Below are 15,990 nucleotides of genomic sequence, written 5' to 3' on the forward strand. Positions count from 1 at the left end.
GGATGACTTCCGCACTTTACAGTTCAGGGCTGTTCATCCCAGAGCTCGGCCATCTGGCCATGATCCTGGCGTTGTGTTTTGCCTTGGTGCAGGCCGTGGTGCCGTTGCTCGGTGCCTGGCGCGGCGACCGTTTGTGGATGAGCCTGGCCCAGCCGGCCGCGTGGGGGCAGTTCGCGTTTTTGCTGTTCGCCTTCGGTTGCCTGACCTATGCGTTCATGGCGGACGACTTCTCCGTCGCCTATGTGGCCAGCAACTCCAACAGCGCGCTGCCGTGGTACTACAAGTTCAGCGCCGTGTGGGGCGCTCACGAAGGTTCGTTGCTGCTGTGGGCGTTGATTCTCGGCGGCTGGACCTTCGCGGTTTCGGTGTTCTCCCGACAGTTGCCGCAAGTGATGCTGGCCCGGGTGTTGGCTGTGATGGGCATGATCAGCACGGGTTTCCTGCTGTTCCTGATCCTGACGTCCAACCCTTTCGCCCGGATCTTGCCGCAGATGCCGGCGGACGGGCGCGATCTTAATCCTCTGCTGCAAGACATCGGCCTGATTGTTCATCCGCCGATGCTGTACATGGGGTATGTCGGTTTCTCCGTGGCCTTCGCCTTCGCCATCGCCGCGCTATTGGGCGGTCGTCTCGATGCGGCGTGGGCGCGCTGGTCCCGTCCGTGGACCATCGTCGCCTGGGCTTTCCTTGGCATCGGTATCACGTTGGGTTCCTGGTGGGCCTACTACGAACTCGGCTGGGGTGGCTGGTGGTTCTGGGACCCGGTGGAAAACGCGTCCTTCATGCCTTGGCTGGTGGGCACGGCGCTGATTCACTCGTTGGCGGTCACGGAAAAACGTGGCGTGTTCAAGAGCTGGACCGTGCTGTTGGCCATCGCCGCATTCTCGTTGAGCCTGCTCGGGACCTTCCTGGTGCGTTCCGGCGTACTGACCTCGGTTCACGCCTTTGCCTCCGACCCTGAGCGTGGTGTGTTCATTCTGGTCTTCCTGCTGTTTGTGGTCGGTGGTTCATTGACGCTGTTCGCCCTGCGCGCGCCGGTGGTCAAGAGCCATGTCGGCTTCAACCTCTGGTCCCGGGAGACCCTGCTGCTGGGCAACAACCTGGTGCTGGTGGTGGCTGCTTCGATGATTCTGCTGGGCACCCTGTATCCGCTGATCCTTGACGCGATGACCGGCGCCAAGCTGTCGGTCGGCCCGCCGTACTTCAACGCGCTGTTCATTCCGTTGATGGCGATCCTGATGACAGTGATGGCGGTCGGCGTGGTGGTGCGCTGGAAAGACACCCCGGTCAAATGGCTGATGGGCATGCTGACTCCGGTATTACTCGGCAGCGCCGCGTTGGCCGTCGTCGCGGGCGTTGCTTACGGTGATTTCAACTGGGCGGTGCTGGCAACCTTCATGTTGGCTGCCTGGGTGTTGCTGGCCGGTGTGCGGGACATTTTCGACAAGACTCGCCACAAAGGCCTGATCAAAGGACTGCCGACCCTGACCCGCAGTTATTGGGGCATGCAACTCGCGCATTTGGGTATCGCCGTGTGCGCGCTGGGTGTCGTGTTGTCGAGCCAGAACAGCGCCGAGCGTGATCTGCGCCTGGCACCGGGTGAGTCCATGAGCCTGGCCGGTTACCAGTTTGTGTTCGAAGGCGCCAAGCACTTCGAAGGCCCGAATTTCACGTCCGACAAGGGCACCGTACGGGTGATCCGCGACGGTAAGGAAGTCAGCGTGCTGCACCCGGAAAAACGCCTGTACACGGTGCAGAACTCGATGATGACCGAGGCCGGGATCGACGCCGGTTTCACCCGTGACCTGTACGTCGCACTGGGCGAGCCGTTGGGCGAGGGCGCCTGGGCGGTTCGCGTGCACGTCAAACCGTTCGTGCGCTGGATCTGGTTCGGTGGGCTTCTCACCGGTTTGGGTGGGTTGTTGGCGGCGCTGGATCGCCGTTATCGAGTCAAGGTAAAAAGCCGCGTGCGTGAAGCGCTCGGCATGACGGGAGCCACCGCATGAGACGTTGGTTGATGCTGTTGCCGCTGGCGATTTTTCTGGTGGTTGCTGTTTTTCTGTATCGGGGGCTGTACCTGAACCCGGCCGAGTTGCCCTCGGCGATGATCGACAAGCCGTTCCCGGAGTTTTCCCTGCCCTCGGTGCAGGGCGACAAAACCCTGACCAAAGCGGACATTCTGGGTAAACCGGCGCTGGTCAACGTCTGGGGCACCTGGTGCATTTCCTGCCGGGTCGAGCACCCGGTGTTGAACAAACTGGCCGAGAAGGGCGTGGTGATCTACGGCATCAACTACAAGGACACCAATGCAGACGCCTTGAAGTGGCTGGCCGAGTTCCACAACCCGTATCAACTGGACGTCCGTGACGATGAAGGCACCCTGGGCCTGAACCTCGGCGTGTATGGCGCACCGGAAACCTTCTTCATCGACGCCAAGGGCATCATCCGCGACAAGTTCGTCGGGGTGATCGACGAACAGGTCTGGCGCGAAAAACTGGCGGCCAAGTATCAGGCGCTGCTCGACGAGGCCAAGCCATGAAGCGCTGGATTGCCGCCGCCGTTCTGGGGTTGAGCATGGCTGGCGTGGCCCACGCCGCCATCGATACCTATGAGTTCGCCAAAGAGGGCGATCGCGAGCGTTTTCGCGAGCTGACCAAAGAGCTGCGTTGCCCCAAGTGCCAGAATCAGGACATTGCCGATTCCAACGCACCGATCGCCGCCGACCTGCGCAAAGAGATTTTCCGCATGCTCGGCGAGGGCAAGGACAACCAGCAGATCATCGACTTCATGGTCGACCGCTACGGTGACTTCGTCCGCTACAAGCCTGCCCTCAACGCCAAGACCGCATTGCTCTGGTTCGGCCCGGCCGGCCTGCTGCTGGGCGGTTTTGTGATCATCGCCGTGATCGTCCGCCGCCGTCGCGTGCAACGTGCCGACAGCAAGGATGAGCTCTCTTTTGATGAGCGTGAGCGCCTCGACCACCTGTTGGATAAAACCAAGCATGATTGATTTCTGGCTCGCTGCAGGCCTGCTGCTTCTGGTAGCCCTGAGTTTTTTGCTGATCCCCGTTCTGCGCGGTCGTCGCGCCCAGCTTGAAGAGGATCGTACGGCGCTGAACGTCGCGCTGTATCAGGAGCGCGTGGCTGAGTTGCAGACTCAGCAGGAAGAAGGCGTACTCAACGCCGAACAAATGAATGCCGGCCGCGCCGAAGCCGCTCGTGAACTGCTTGCCGACACTGAAGGCGTCGAGGCACCGCGAGTGTCGCGCCTGGGCAAGCCATTGCCATTGCTGGCGGCAATTCTGGTGCCCGTGCTGGGCCTTGGGCTGTACCTGCATTTCGGTGCCAGCGACAAAGTCGAGCTGACCCGCGAGTTCGCCCAGGCGCCGCAGTCGATGGAAGACATGACCCGTCGCCTGGAGCGTGCGGTTGCGGCCCAACCGGATTCGGCCGAAGGCCTGTACTTCCTTGGCCGCACTTACATGGCTCAGGACCGCCCTGGCGATGCGGCGAAGATCTTCGAGCGTACCGTGAACCTGGCCGGTCGCCAGCCGGAACTGCTCGGGCAGTGGGCTCAGGCTCAATACTTCGCCGATGGCAAGAAGTGGTCGGACAAGGTCCAGGCCCTGACGGACGAAGCACTGAAAGCCGATCCAAAGGAGGTCACCAGCCTCGGTCTGCTGGGCATCGCAGCCTTCGAAGGCGAGCGTTACCAGGACGCCATCGACTACTGGAATCGCCTGTTGGTGCAACTGCCGCCGGATGATCAGTCCCGTGTCGCGCTGCAAGGCGGCATCGCCAAGGCCGCCGAGAAGCTTGAAGCCAGCGGCGGCAAGGTGGCTCAGGTTCAGGCTCCGGCAGTGAAGGTTGCAGCACGGCTCAAGGTGCATGTCGATCTTGCACCGGAATTGAAAGCCAAGGTCCAGCCCGGCGACAGCGTGTTCATCTTCGCCCGCGCCACCGCAGGCCCGCCCGCACCATTGGCGGCCAAGCGTCTGACCGTTGCCGACCTGCCAGCGACCGTCGAGCTGGGCGATGCGGATGCAATGATGCCCCAGTTGAAACTGTCGAACTTCCCCGAAGTCCAACTGGTTGCGCGCATCTCCCGCGCCGGCCAACCGACTGCCGGCGAATGGATCGGTCGTAGCCAACCTTTGGCCACCAGCACCACCGCGCCACAAAAACTGACCATCGACAGCCCGGATAAATAACAGGAAACGCCGCCATGACCGCCTTCGCTCGTATCACTCTCCTCAGCATGATGGTTTTGGGGCTAAGCGCGTGTGCGGTCCAGGAGTACGAACCCGAACGGCTGCCGCCAATCCCGCCCTCGCAGCCGAGCACCAAACCGACCACGCCTAGCAAACCGGTCACGCCGAGCAAACCATCGAAGCCGGTGCAACGCACCTCCGCCAGCTTCGCCCCGCCACCGGGGGGCAACAGCCATTGGGATGCGAAACTCGGTGTTTACGTCCTCGACAATCAAACCAACACCTTCTACCGCCAGCGCACCTACTATCGCTGGGACAACGGCTGGAGCCGCTCGATCAGCCCTAACGGGCCGTGGGAAGAGACGGATATCCATGGAGTGCCGGGTGGGTTGGGCAGACAGTTCGGGCAGTAAATGGAAACGGCGATCTGAGGATCGCCGTTTTGCTTTTCAGCATTTATGAAAGGCGATTAAAGAATCGCCTTATAGTGGGTCAACGCCTTGCTCGACCGATTCAGGCCCTGGCGTAACAGCAGTTCGAGATAAGTGGTGACATCCATCGGCGGCGTCTTTAGCTGTTTGCGTTGTCGTTGTGCTGCCGCAACAACTGCTGCCGGGTCCAGATCAAAGAGGTTATCGACGAACTCGTCAGGATGCTGGGCTTCGATGCCAAAGGCTCCCAGTGTTTCATCCGGAAAATCTTTCTGGTTAAAGGTCACGATGACACTGGCATTGCAGCGTATAGCGGCAGCCAGAACATGTCGGTCATCGACATCAGGCAGTGTTAGCCCTTCGATCAGCCTTTCGTAACCGTAGACGCAAGCATCAGGTATGGCCTGATCCATCAAGTCGGACGTGCGATCCAACTGCTCTGTAGTCAGGTCCGGGCGGTTCTTCAGCAGATTGCGTTTCCATTCGTTATGTATCTCCAGTGACCATCGCGCCCTGAAACGCCCGGAGAGCGCGAGCCACATCAGAAAGTCTCTCAAGGGAGCGGGGTACAAAACACATGCGTCATATACAGCGGTAAAAGGGGAGTGCCTCACTCGTATCCTGTCCTTAACGCTTGTGCCTGCTCGGCGAGAAGCGTCATTGCTTGCTCGCTGGCTATGTCGCGCCGGGTTTTATAGTCCATCAAATCGGTAAAGCGCACACGTCGGTGCTTGCCGGTTTTGTGGTAGGACAACTCACCGGACTCCAGCAGTTTGATCAGGTGCGGGCGTGAGACATTGAGCAAGTCAGCCGCTTCCTGGGTGGTCAGTTCAGCGTGTACCGGGACCACTTTGACGGCGTTGCCTGCAGCGAGCTCTGCCAGGATGTCGACAAGCAACCGAAGCGCTGAGGTGGGAAGTTCGACGCTGTGTGCTTCATTCTGCTCATCGAAAATCTGGATATGCTGAGTTTCGAATTGGGTGGCGAGGTAGGCAGCCAAGGCGCGCTGACCTTCGATAGCGGCCTGGACCTCACGCTCCATAGGCAGGTTAAGGGCGGGATGGATAACTGGTGACATGATGCTTTCCAATATTTTGAATAATCGATATTGGAAGGCTATTCGAATCAAACGAAAATCGCAATAAACGAAACGACCGGCTTTTCAGCTCCTTATGCAGTCGCGTTAGTGCTGGAGATCGGGTGTGTAGGCTTGCTCGCGAAGGCGGTGTGACATTTAGCAGAAATGTCGACTGACCTGACGCTTTTGCGGGCAAGCCCGCTCACACAGGGACTTACGTTTGTTCACGATGTTTCTAACGTTGTTACGCCGTCGCCAGTGCAGGCTTCTCCGAAGCACTCAAGAACCGCAACAACGCCAGCAACGGAAACACGCTGCCGACAATCACGATCCACAACCAGCCACCGTGTTCGTACACCGCACTGGCCACCGATGAGCCGAACGCGCCGCCGATGAAGATGCTGGTCATGTACAGCGCATTCAGACGGCCGCGGCTCTTGGCGTCGAGGGTGTAGACCGCGCGCTGGCCGAGGACCATGTTCATTTGCACGCAGAAATCCAGCACCACGCCCGTCACAGCCAGGCCGATGACGCTGTAGGCCGGGTGGATGAAGGCCGGCAGGAAGCTCAGGCTGGCGAACAGCATCGCCAGCAGCGAGGCGAGGCGGGTGTGGCCGGCATCGGCCAGTCGACCGGCGATGGGCGCGGCAATCGCGCCGATGGCTCCGACCAGGGCGAAGATCGCGATCTGGGTTTGCGACAAGCCATGATTGCGCGTCAGTTCCAGCGGTACGGCGGTCCAGAACAGGCTGAAGGTGGCGAACATGCAGGCTTGGTAAAAGGCCCGTTGACGCAACACCGGTTGCTGGCGCAGTAGCGTCCAGAGCGAGCCCAGTAACTGGCCATAAGAGGCACTGTGATCAGGCTGACGCTTGGGCACCGTCAGGGCCAGGACGATGCTGATCGCTGCCATCAACACCGCAGCGATGACGAACATCGCACGCCATCCGAAGTGGTCGGCCACTACGCTGGACACCGGCCGAGCCAGCAGAATTCCCAACAGCAGACCGCCCATAATCCCGCCAACCACGCGGCCGCGTGACGCTTCCGGCGTCAGGTGGGCGGCCAGCGGAATCAGGATCTGTACCGACACCGAGCTGAAACCCACCAGCAGCGAAATCAACAGGAAAACGTTCGGTTGATCGGTGAACGCCGCGCCCAGCAAACTGGCAATCGCCACCACGGTGGTGGTGATCATCAAGCGACGGTTCTCCAGCAGATCACCCAGCGGCACCAGAAAGAACAGGCCCAGCGCATAACCAATCTGCGTCAGCGAAACGATCAGGCTGGCCATGGTGTCGGTCAGGCCGATGTCCGGCGCGATCAGGCCGATGATCGGCTGGGCGTAGTAGATGTTGGCAACGATCGCGCCGCAGCAGAAGGCGAAAAGCAGCACCATGCCCCGGGTCATTGTCGCGGCACCGTGGGGCGCCTGAGTCGCTGGATTCATAACGTGGCTCGCTGAACAAGAAAGAATGCGCGGAGGCTAATCGGCTGGCTAGAGCGGCGGAAGAGGGTTTGGATTGATAGTAATCATTCCGTTGCGGAATGAGTGACGCCGGTATGCGCTGTCTGCCGATGAACCATGCGTCCGAACAGTGGGATCCGATGATACATTCACTTACATCCTCTTCGATAGCGTGCTTATGTTCTCCTGCGCTCCATAAACCGGAAGGTACTTCGATATGAATGTGATGTTCCGTCACCTGATCCGCGGCGCTTCAGTTGTTACCTTGATCAGCTTGTTCACGATAAGTTTCGCTCAGGCGTCCGATGTGCCGCCGGGAATGCGCATCGGCGTGCGCGGCGAGATCACCGGCATCAGCGCCGACGTCATGAAGGTCCATGTCAACAGCGGCGAAAACGTGGTGATCAACCTGACCAAGGACACCAAAATCCGCGCCGTCACCCTGGCCAATATCGAAGACATCAAGCCCGGCAGCTACATCGGCTCGGCTGCCGTGCCGCAGGAGGATGGCACGCTCAAGGCGCTGGAAGTCCACGTCTTCCCGCCGGAACTGGCCGGCAGCGGCGACGGCCATCGGCCTTTTGATCTGGTCAAGGGCAGCAGCATGACCAATGGCAGCGTAGGCGATCTGGTGGTCAGCAACGGCCGGGTTCTGACCGTCAGTTACAAGGGCGGCCAACAGACGATTCTGGTGCCGGAGGATGTGCCGATCGTCAATCTGGTGTCGGGGGATCGCAGCTTGCTGAAGGTGGGCGTGAAGATCGTGACGTTTGTGACCCAGAGTGCCGACGGGACACTGACCGCTCAATCCATTTCGGCCGGCAAGGACGGTGTGACACCGCCGATGTAACGGTATCCCACAAAAAAGGCGACCTTCACAGGTCGCCTCTTTCATAGAACTCAGTGATTACTGGCCGTTGTAAATCTGGTCGAAAACCCCACCATCATTGAAGTGAGTCTTCTGCACGGTGCGCCAGTCACCAAAGGTCTTCTCCACCGACAGGAAATCCACTTTCGGGAAGCGATCGGTGTATTTCGCCAACACCGCTGGGTCACGCGGACGCAGGTAGTTGGCAGCCGCAATTTCCTGACCTTCCGGCGACCACAGGTATTTCAGATACTCCTCGGCAGCCGCGCGAGTGCCTTTCTTGTCGACGGTTTTGTCGACCACCGACACCGGCGGCTCGGCTTCGGCGGAAACACTCGGGTAAATCACTTCGAACTGATCACGACCAAATTCGCGAGCAATCATTTCCGCTTCGTTTTCGAAGGTCACCAGCACGTCGCCGATCTGGTTGGTCATGAACGTAGTCGTGGCGGCGCGGCCACCGGTATCTAGCACCGGCGCTTGTTTGAACAGTTTGCCGACGAAGGCTTTTGCCTTGTTTTCGTCACCGCCGTTTTTCAGCACATAGCCCCAGGCCGAGAGATAGGTGTAGCGGCCGTTGCCCGAGGTTTTCGGGTTGGGGACGATTACCTGCACGCCATCCTTGAGCAAGTCCGGCCAGTCTTTCAGGGCTTTCGGGTTGCCTTTGCGCACGATGAACACGGTGGCCGAAGTGAACGGCGCGCTGTTGTCCGGCAGGCGTGTGACCCAGTTGTCCGGGACCAGTTTGCCGTTATCCGCCAGGGCGTTGATGTCGGTGGCCATGTTCATGGTGATGACGTCAGCCGGCAGGCCATCGATAACCGAGCGCGCCTGTTTGCTGGAGCCGCCGAAGGACATCTGCAGCGTGATGTTTTCGTTGTGCTCGGCTTGCCAGTGTTTCTGGAAGGCAGCGTTGTAGTCCTTGTAGAAATCTCGCATCACGTCGTAGGAAACGTTAAGCAGGGTCGGTGCGGCCTGAGCCATGCTGCTCAAGGCCAGGCCAGCGGCCAGAAGTGAGGCGCCAAAGAGTTTTTTCACTGCGCATTCCTTGTTTTATCAAACGTGTTCGATAGAGATTATTGGCAATTTGCCAGCGACTATAGCCGGGCTCGCATAGTCTCTTAAAGATTAAAAAACACTTTGCTTATTCCATTTTCTTGAACAACGCATTGCCACAACGGGAGCAGAACGCCGCGCTGTGTTCATGGCTGCTTTTCTTGCAGGTCGGGCAATCGTGTTGCAGTTGTTCACCACGCATGGCGTTGGCCAGTTCCGCGGTGAAGATCCCCGTCGGCACGGCGATGATCGAGTAGCCGGTGATCATCACCAGGGATGAAATCACCTGGCCCAGCGGCGTCTTGGGCACGATGTCGCCAAAACCCACGGTGGTCAGCGTCACGATAGCCCAATAGATGCCTTTGGGAATGCTGGTGAAGCCGTGCTCCGGGCCTTCGATCACGTACATCAAGGTGCCGAACACCGTCACCAGGGTGCTGACGCTGAGCAGAAATACGACGATTTTCTGCTTGCTGCCGCGCAATGCCGACATCAAATAGTTGGCTTGTTTCAGATATGGGCTGAGCTTGAGCACGCGGAAAATCCGCAGCATTCGTATGATCCGGATGATCAGCAGGTACTGCGCATCGCTGTAATACAGCGCGAGAATACCCGGCACGATCGCCAGCAAATCCACCAGCCCATAGAAGCTGAACGCGTAGCGCAGCGGCTTGGGTGAGCAATACAGGCGCAGGCCGTATTCGATGATGAAAATGACGGTGAAGCCCCACTCGATGTACGCCAGCACGTCGGCGTAGTTCTGGTGAACGCTGTCGATACTGTCCAGAACCACGATCACCAGGCTGGCGAGGATGATCAACAGCAAGATGCTGTCAAAACGCCGACCGGCCCGGGTGTCGGTCTGGAAGATCATGACGTAAAGCTCTTCACGCCAGTTTTTGCTGCTGTCCATGGATAACGCCTGAATCGAGAATCAGCGCAGCCTAGGGTGATTCTCCCCGCTAGCGCAAGGTGCGCTGTCCATGGCGGCCTGACGTAATACCCGAATGCCTGCGCGAATCAGCCAGCTGGCAAGAATGAACGGCGCGGTCAGCGTTGCCAGGCCCAGTGCGGCGAACCCCGGCGTGAGCAATACCGCGAGCAGAATGCCGAGCAGCGGCAGCCAAGGTTGGCGGCGTTGCGGGCTGAAGGCGAGGGCGGCGAGTACCGCGTTGTAACCGCTCAAACCCTGCAAGGCATTTGAAGTTTCGCCATGCAGAAGGGCAAATCCGAGGCCGGCAGCGGAGCCGAGCAGTGCCCACAGGAAAGCGCGGCGATCGGCGAGCAGTAACCCGGCGGCAATCAGCGCGCCGGCCAAGGGATGGCCGAGGAACATGACTTGCCCCAGGCCTTTCAATTCGGCGGCGAGCAGGTTGAGGGTGTTCAGTTCGATCAGCGGAACGGGTTGCTGTGGTGCGGCAAAGCCGAGCAGTAACCAGCTCAACCCAACGAAGGGTGCGGTGTACGCCGGTAGACATTGATCATCGCGAGCACCTTTGAGCCATTGCTGAGTGAGCATCGCACTCAGGCCGCCGCAGGCGATGATCAGCGGTGGCAACAGTGCTGACCATGGGAAATGCAGGCTCAGCAGCAGGCCGAGCAAAATACCGTTGTAACTGAATAGTCCGGCCTGACGATCCGCCTTGGCATACCCGCGACGTTGCGCAGTGAGCAGCCCGGCGACACCGCCCAGCAATGCGCCGCCGAGCAGAGCGGGTGCGGTGAAAAGAATCGCCAATAGACACAACAGCCCGCACAGCGGATGGCGCTGGAGGAATATCTGGCTGAAGCCGTTAAGCAGGGCGGTCGCCCAGTCGGGGCAGTGGGTGTTGAAGTGGTTGGCAGGCATGGGTGGGGTCTAGGGCAGAGGAAAATCCAGGGTCTTGCACAAATCTGTGGCGAGGGAGCTTGCTCCCGCTGGGCTGCGGAGCAGCCCTGAAATCAGCAATGCGGTCTTTCTGGTGAAACCGTCATGCCAAAGCGACGACTGCTTCGCAGCCGAGCGGGAGCAAGCTCCTCGCCACAGGGGTAGTTCTTACCGGGGTAGCTCTTACAGGGGGAGTTCTTTAGAGCAATGTCTCGATGCGCAACGAATTGGTTGACCCCGGCTGCCCAAAGGGCACGCCCGCGGTAATCAGCAACGTATCCCCGCGCTGAGCCATCCCCTGTGCCTGGGCGATTTCCAGTGCCGTCGAGCACACTTCATCCACCTGCCGCAGCCGATCGTTGACCACCGAATGCACGCCCCACGCCACCGTCAATCGCCGGGCGGTTTGCAGGTTCGGCGTCAGGTTGAGGATCGGCACCGTCGGCCGCTCCCGTGCGGCCCGCAGGCTCGAGGTGCCGGACTCGCTGTAGTTCACCAGCACCGCCACCGGCAGCACATTGCTGATACGGCGGATCGCGCAGCTGATCGCGTCCGACACCGTGGCCTCGGCTTTTGGCCGGCTCACGTCCAGTTGGGTCTGATAATCCGGGCCGTTTTCCACCTGGCGGATGATCTTGCTCATCATCTGCACGGCTTCCAGCGGGTACTCGCCAGACGCGGTTTCCGCCGACAGCATCACCGCGTCCGCGCCTTCGGCCACCGCGTTGGCGACGTCGGTGACTTCGGCACGGGTCGGGGCCGGGGAGAAGCGCATCGACTCCAGCATCTGCGTCGCCACCACCACCGGTTTGCCGAGTTGGCGGCAGGTGCCGATGATGTTTTTCTGAATCTGCGGCACGCTTTCGGCCGGCACTTCCACGCCCAAATCACCGCGAGCGACCATGATCGCATCGCTCAATTCAGCGATTTCCCGCAGCTGAGTCACGGCCGATGGCTTCTCGATCTTGGCCATCAAGAACGCCTTGTCGCCGATCAGCGCACGGGCCTCGCGGATGTCTTCCGGGCGTTGCACGAACGACAGCGCGACCCAGTCCACCCCCAGCTCCAGACCGAAGCTCAAGTCGCGACGGTCCTTGGCGGTCAACGGGCTCAGGTCGAGCACCGCTTGCGGCACGTTGACGCCTTTGCGATCCGACAGCTCGCCGCCGTTGAGCACCGTGGTGTCGATGGCGTCGGCGTACTTGGTCACCACCCGCAGGCGCAACTTACCGTCGTCCAGCAGCAGGTCCATGCCGGGCTCCAGGGCGGCAATGATCTCCGGGTGGGGCAGGTTGACCCGGCGCTGATCCCCCGGCGTCGCATCCAGATCCAGGCGCAGAGCCTGGCCGCGATATAGCTGCACTTTGCCCTGGGCGAATTTGCCGACCCGCAGTTTCGGGCCTTGCAGGTCCATCAGAATCCCCAGCGGATAATTCAGCTGGCGCTCGACTTCACGAATCCACTGATAGCGCTGCGCATGGTCGGCGTGATCGCCGTGGCTGAAGTTCAGGCGAAAGATATTGACCCCGGCGCGCACCAGTTCACGGATATCGTCGATCCCGTCGGTGGCCGGGCCGAGGGTGGCGAGGATTTTGACCTTCTTGTCAGGCGTCATGATTAGGGCTCTCGAGAATCAGAATGGCGCGGAAGTCGTTGACGTTGGTGCGGGTTGGCTCGGTGACGATCAGTGCATCGAGCGCCGCGAAATAGCCATAGCCATTGTTATTGTCCAGCTCATCGCAGGCAGTGAGGCCGAGGGCGGCGGCACGGGCATAGCTGTCCGGAGTCATGATGGCGCCGGCGTTGTCTTCGGAGCCGTCGATGCCGTCGGTGTCACCGGCCAGGGCGTAGACGCCGGGCAGGCCTTTGAGGCTGTCGGTCAGGCTCAACAGGAATTCGGCGTTGCGCCCGCCACGGCCATTGCCGCGCACGGTGACGGTGGTTTCGCCGCCGGACAGAATCACGCACGGCGCCGCCAGCGGCTGGCCGTGCTGGACGATCTGCCGCGCAATGCCGGCGTGGACCTTCGCCACTTCCCGGGATTCACCTTCCAGGTCGCCGAGAATCAACGGGCTGAAACCCGCCTGACGGGCTTTCACCGCCGCCGCTTCCAGTGACTGCTGTGGGCGGGCGATCAATTGGAAATGACTGCGGGCCAGGCTCGGATCGCCGGGTTTGACCGTCTCCGACTCGGGACTTTGCAGCCAGGTGCGCACCGAGGCCGGGACTTCGATGGCATAACGCTTGAGGATCGCCAACGCTTCAGCCGAGGTGCTCGGGTCGGCCACGGTGGGGCCGGAGGCGATGACGGTGGCGAGATCGCCTGGCACATCGGAAATCGCATAGGTGTAAACCGTGGCGGGCCAGCAGGCTTTGCCCAGACGCCCACCCTTGATCGCCGAGAGGTGCTTGCGCACGCAGTTCATCTCGCCGATGGTCGCGCCGGATTTGAGCAGCGCTTTATTGATCGATTGCTTGTCAGCCAGGGTGATGCCGGCGGCAGGCAAGGCGAGCAGGGCAGAGCCACCGCCCGAGAGCAGGAAGATCACGCGGTCGTCTTCGCTCAGGTTGTTGACCAGTTCCAGAACCCGTTTCGCAACGGCCAGACCGGCAGCGTCCGGCACCGGGTGCGCGGCTTCGACCACTTCGATTTTTTCACACGGGGCGCCGTGGCCGTAGCGGGTCACCACCAGGCCAGACACTTCACCCTGCCAGCAGCGTTCGACCACTTGGGCCATGGCTGCGGCGGCTTTACCGGCGCCGATGACGATCACCCGACCGCTGCGGTCGGTTGGCAAATGGGCTTCGAGGACGTGCTGCGGATGGGCCGCGTCGATGGCTGTGGCAAACAGCTCGCGCAGCAATTGTTGCGGATTGACCGACATGGCGGGCTCCCGGAATTCTTGTTATTGGGATAAGACGACAGCAGGTGTTGCGACGCGGTCCTGTGGGAGCTGGCTTGCCTGCGATTCAGGCGGCGCGGTCTTTCAGGCAGACTGAGTCGATGCCATCGCAGGCAAGCCAGCTCCCACAGGGACCGAGCCAGCTTCAGCTCAGGATTACTTATCGCGAATCGAGAAATTCGCCATGTGTTCCAGGCCCTTGATCAGCGCCGAGTGATCCCAGTTGCTGCCGCCGATGGCCGCGCAGGTGCTGAACACTTGCTGGGTATTGGCAGTGTTCGGCAGATTGATGTTCAGCTCGCGCGCACCGGCCAGGGCCAGGTTCAGGTCCTTCTGGTGCAGGCTGATGCGGAAGCCCGGGTCGAAGGTGCCCTTGATCATGCGCTCGCCGTGAACTTCCAGGATCTTCGACGAGGCGAAACCACCCATCAGCGCTTCACGCACCTTCGCTGGGTCGGCACCGTTTTTCGAGGCGAACAGCAGCGCTTCGGCCACGGCCTGGATGTTCAGCGCAACGATGATCTGGTTCGCCACTTTCGCGGTTTGCCCATCGCCGTTGCCACCGACCAGGGTGATGTTCTTGCCCATGGCCTGGAACAGCGGCAGGGCGCGTTCGAAGGCATTGGCTTCACCACCGACCATGATGCTCAGGGTCGCAGCCTTGGCGCCGACTTCACCGCCGGAAACCGGGGCGTCGAGGTATTGCGCGCCTTTCTCGTTGATTTTGGCAGCGAAGGTTTTGGTGGCGATCGGCGAGATCGAGCTCATGTCGATCACGACTTTGCCCTTGCTGACACCCGCCGCAACACCGTCGGCGCGGAACAGCACGTCATCGACCTGCGGAGTATCCGGCACCATGACGATGATGAATTCGGCTTCCTGGGCGACTTCTTTCGGGTTCGCCAGCGCAACGGCGCCAGCGGCCACCAGGTCGGCAGGCGCAGGGTCGTGGTGCGCCGACAGGAACAGGCTGTGACCGGCTTTCTGCAGGTTCGCCGCCATTGGGTGGCCCATGATGCCGGTGCCGATAAATCCGATTTTAGCCATGAGAAAATCCTCTTGTTTTTATTGCTGCTTCAAGCAAATAGGGGGGGCTGCTTTTGTGGGAGCTGGCTTGCCTGCGATGCGGGCGACACGGTCTGTCAGACACACCGCGGTGATGCCATCGCAGGCAAGCCAGCTCCCACAGGATCTGTGTCAAATCGCGTTATGGGTTTTCAACCAGCCCAGACCCGCTTCGGTAGTGGTCAGCGGCTTGTATTCACAGCCAACCCAGCCCTGATAACCGATGCGGTCCAGGTGTTCGAACAGGAAGCGGTAGTTGATTTCACCGGTGCCCGGTTCGTTGCGCCCAGGGTTGTCGGCCAATTGCACGTGATTGATCTCGTCCAGGTGCGAGGCCATGGTGCTGGCCAGGTCGCCCTCCATGATTTGCATGTGATAGATGTCGTATTGCAGGAACAGGTTGGCGCTGCCGACCTGCTCGCGAATCGACAGGGCTTGCGCCGTGTTGTTCAGGTAGAAGCCCGGGATGTCGCGGGTGTTGATCGCTTCCATCACCAGTTTGATGCCCGCCGCTTGCAGCTTGTCGGCCGCGTACTTGAGGTTGGCGACGAAGGTTTTTTCCACGGTGGCTTCGTCGACGCCTTGTGGGCGAATGCCGGCCAAGCAGTTGACCTGGGTGTTGCCCAGCACTTGGGCGTAAGCGATGGCTAGATCGACACCGGCGCGGAACTCTTCGACCCGATCCGGCAGGCACGCGATACCGCGTTCGCCCTTGGCCCAGTCACCGGCCGGCAGGTTGAACAGCACCTGGGTCAGACCGTTGGCATCGAGCCTGGCCTTGATTTCGGCGGAGCTGAAGTCATAGGGGAACAGGTACTCGACACCACTGAAGCCAGCCTTGGCGGCAGCATCGAAACGGGCAAGAAAATCCTGCTCGGTGAACAACATGGACAGGTTGGCTGCGAAACGCGGCATGGTGGTCTCCTGTAGAAATATGTGCCTGTAGCAGCTGCCGAGGCAGGAGGCTGCGTTGGGCTGCGAAGCGGCCCCCCGATGGCGGTCCTGCGGACACGCAACGCAGCCTCGTACCTCGGCAGCTGCTAC

At 60.6% G+C, this 15,990-nt stretch carries 16 protein-coding genes; 6 read left to right on the forward strand and 10 right to left on the reverse strand.

Annotated elements, in window-relative coordinates; genetic code table 11:
- The first annotated feature begins 2 nt into the window (after window positions 1-2).
- The 5 genes from AC30D7_RS16350 to AC30D7_RS16370 are packed head-to-tail and all read left to right on the forward strand — an operon-like array spanning window position 3 to window position 4,623.
- Complete coding sequence (locus AC30D7_RS16350; protein ID WP_490134749.1) at window positions 3-2,006, forward strand: heme lyase CcmF/NrfE family subunit; 2,004 nt, start codon at window positions 3-5, stop codon at window positions 2,004-2,006.
- The gene (locus AC30D7_RS16355) at window positions 2,003-2,539 is read left to right on the forward strand and encodes a DsbE family thiol:disulfide interchange protein (RefSeq protein WP_490134750.1); all 537 of its coding nucleotides are present in this window, start codon (window positions 2,003-2,005) and stop codon (window positions 2,537-2,539) included. Before AC30D7_RS16350 ends, AC30D7_RS16355 begins: the two co-directional genes overlap by 4 nt.
- Window positions 2,536-3,009, forward strand: a complete 474-nt coding sequence (locus tag AC30D7_RS16360; protein WP_477813937.1) for a cytochrome c-type biogenesis protein — start codon at window positions 2,536-2,538, stop codon at window positions 3,007-3,009. Before AC30D7_RS16355 ends, AC30D7_RS16360 begins: the two co-directional genes overlap by 4 nt.
- Complete coding sequence (gene ccmI, locus AC30D7_RS16365; RefSeq protein WP_490134751.1) at window positions 3,002-4,210, forward strand: c-type cytochrome biogenesis protein CcmI; 1,209 nt, start codon at window positions 3,002-3,004, stop codon at window positions 4,208-4,210. Before AC30D7_RS16360 ends, ccmI begins: the two co-directional genes overlap by 8 nt.
- 14 nt (window positions 4,211-4,224) lie before the next feature.
- Window positions 4,225-4,623 (forward strand): hypothetical protein, encoded by a 399-nt coding sequence (locus AC30D7_RS16370; protein WP_019579595.1) that lies wholly within the window; start codon window positions 4,225-4,227, stop codon window positions 4,621-4,623.
- A gap of 56 nt (window positions 4,624-4,679) precedes the next feature.
- Here the strand turns inward: AC30D7_RS16370 and AC30D7_RS16375 are convergent, their stop codons facing one another.
- From AC30D7_RS16375 to AC30D7_RS16385, 3 genes are all read right to left on the reverse strand, one after another.
- Window positions 4,680-5,255 (reverse strand): PIN domain-containing protein, encoded by a 576-nt coding sequence (locus AC30D7_RS16375; protein ID WP_490134752.1) that lies wholly within the window; start codon window positions 5,253-5,255, stop codon window positions 4,680-4,682.
- Complete coding sequence (locus tag AC30D7_RS16380; protein WP_490134800.1) at window positions 5,252-5,719, reverse strand: helix-turn-helix domain-containing protein; 468 nt, start codon at window positions 5,717-5,719, stop codon at window positions 5,252-5,254. Before AC30D7_RS16380 ends, AC30D7_RS16375 begins: the two co-directional genes overlap by 4 nt.
- A gap of 244 nt (window positions 5,720-5,963) precedes the next feature.
- Window positions 5,964-7,169 (reverse strand): MFS transporter, encoded by a 1,206-nt coding sequence (locus tag AC30D7_RS16385; protein WP_490134753.1) that lies wholly within the window; start codon window positions 7,167-7,169, stop codon window positions 5,964-5,966.
- A 235-nt stretch (window positions 7,170-7,404) separates the two neighbouring features.
- On the opposite strand from AC30D7_RS16385, the gene AC30D7_RS16390 reads away from it, so the two are divergent.
- Window positions 7,405-8,037, forward strand: a complete 633-nt coding sequence (locus AC30D7_RS16390; RefSeq protein WP_490134754.1) for a hypothetical protein — start codon at window positions 7,405-7,407, stop codon at window positions 8,035-8,037.
- 57 nt (window positions 8,038-8,094) lie between these two features.
- Here the strand turns inward: AC30D7_RS16390 and AC30D7_RS16395 are convergent, their stop codons facing one another.
- The 7 genes from AC30D7_RS16395 to hyi form a co-directional block, all read right to left on the reverse strand.
- Entirely contained in the window at window positions 8,095-9,093 is a 999-nt protein-coding gene (locus tag AC30D7_RS16395; protein WP_490134755.1) for a sulfate ABC transporter substrate-binding protein, read from the reverse strand.
- Between the two features lie 106 nt (window positions 9,094-9,199).
- The gene (locus AC30D7_RS16400; RefSeq protein WP_490134756.1) at window positions 9,200-10,024 is read right to left on the reverse strand and encodes an ion transporter; all 825 of its coding nucleotides are present in this window, start codon (window positions 10,022-10,024) and stop codon (window positions 9,200-9,202) included.
- Between the two features lie 21 nt (window positions 10,025-10,045).
- Window positions 10,046-10,960 (reverse strand): urea transporter, encoded by a 915-nt coding sequence (locus AC30D7_RS16405; protein ID WP_490134757.1) that lies wholly within the window; start codon window positions 10,958-10,960, stop codon window positions 10,046-10,048.
- Between the two features lie 217 nt (window positions 10,961-11,177).
- The gene (pyk, locus tag AC30D7_RS16410; protein ID WP_490134758.1) at window positions 11,178-12,593 is read right to left on the reverse strand and encodes a pyruvate kinase; all 1,416 of its coding nucleotides are present in this window, start codon (window positions 12,591-12,593) and stop codon (window positions 11,178-11,180) included.
- Window positions 12,583-13,863, reverse strand: a complete 1,281-nt coding sequence (locus tag AC30D7_RS16415) for a glycerate kinase type-2 family protein (protein ID WP_490134759.1) — start codon at window positions 13,861-13,863, stop codon at window positions 12,583-12,585. Before AC30D7_RS16415 ends, pyk begins: the two co-directional genes overlap by 11 nt.
- Before the next feature lie 174 nt (window positions 13,864-14,037).
- A complete protein-coding gene (locus AC30D7_RS16420; RefSeq protein ID WP_490134760.1) occupies window positions 14,038-14,928 on the reverse strand; it encodes a 2-hydroxy-3-oxopropionate reductase in 891 nt (296 codons plus the stop codon).
- A gap of 150 nt (window positions 14,929-15,078) precedes the next feature.
- The gene (hyi, locus tag AC30D7_RS16425) at window positions 15,079-15,861 is read right to left on the reverse strand and encodes a hydroxypyruvate isomerase (protein ID WP_490134761.1); all 783 of its coding nucleotides are present in this window, start codon (window positions 15,859-15,861) and stop codon (window positions 15,079-15,081) included.
- Window positions 15,862-15,990: the final 129 nt, after the last annotated feature.

The sequence above is a fragment of the Pseudomonas sp. DF5 genome, assembly GCF_058148225.1.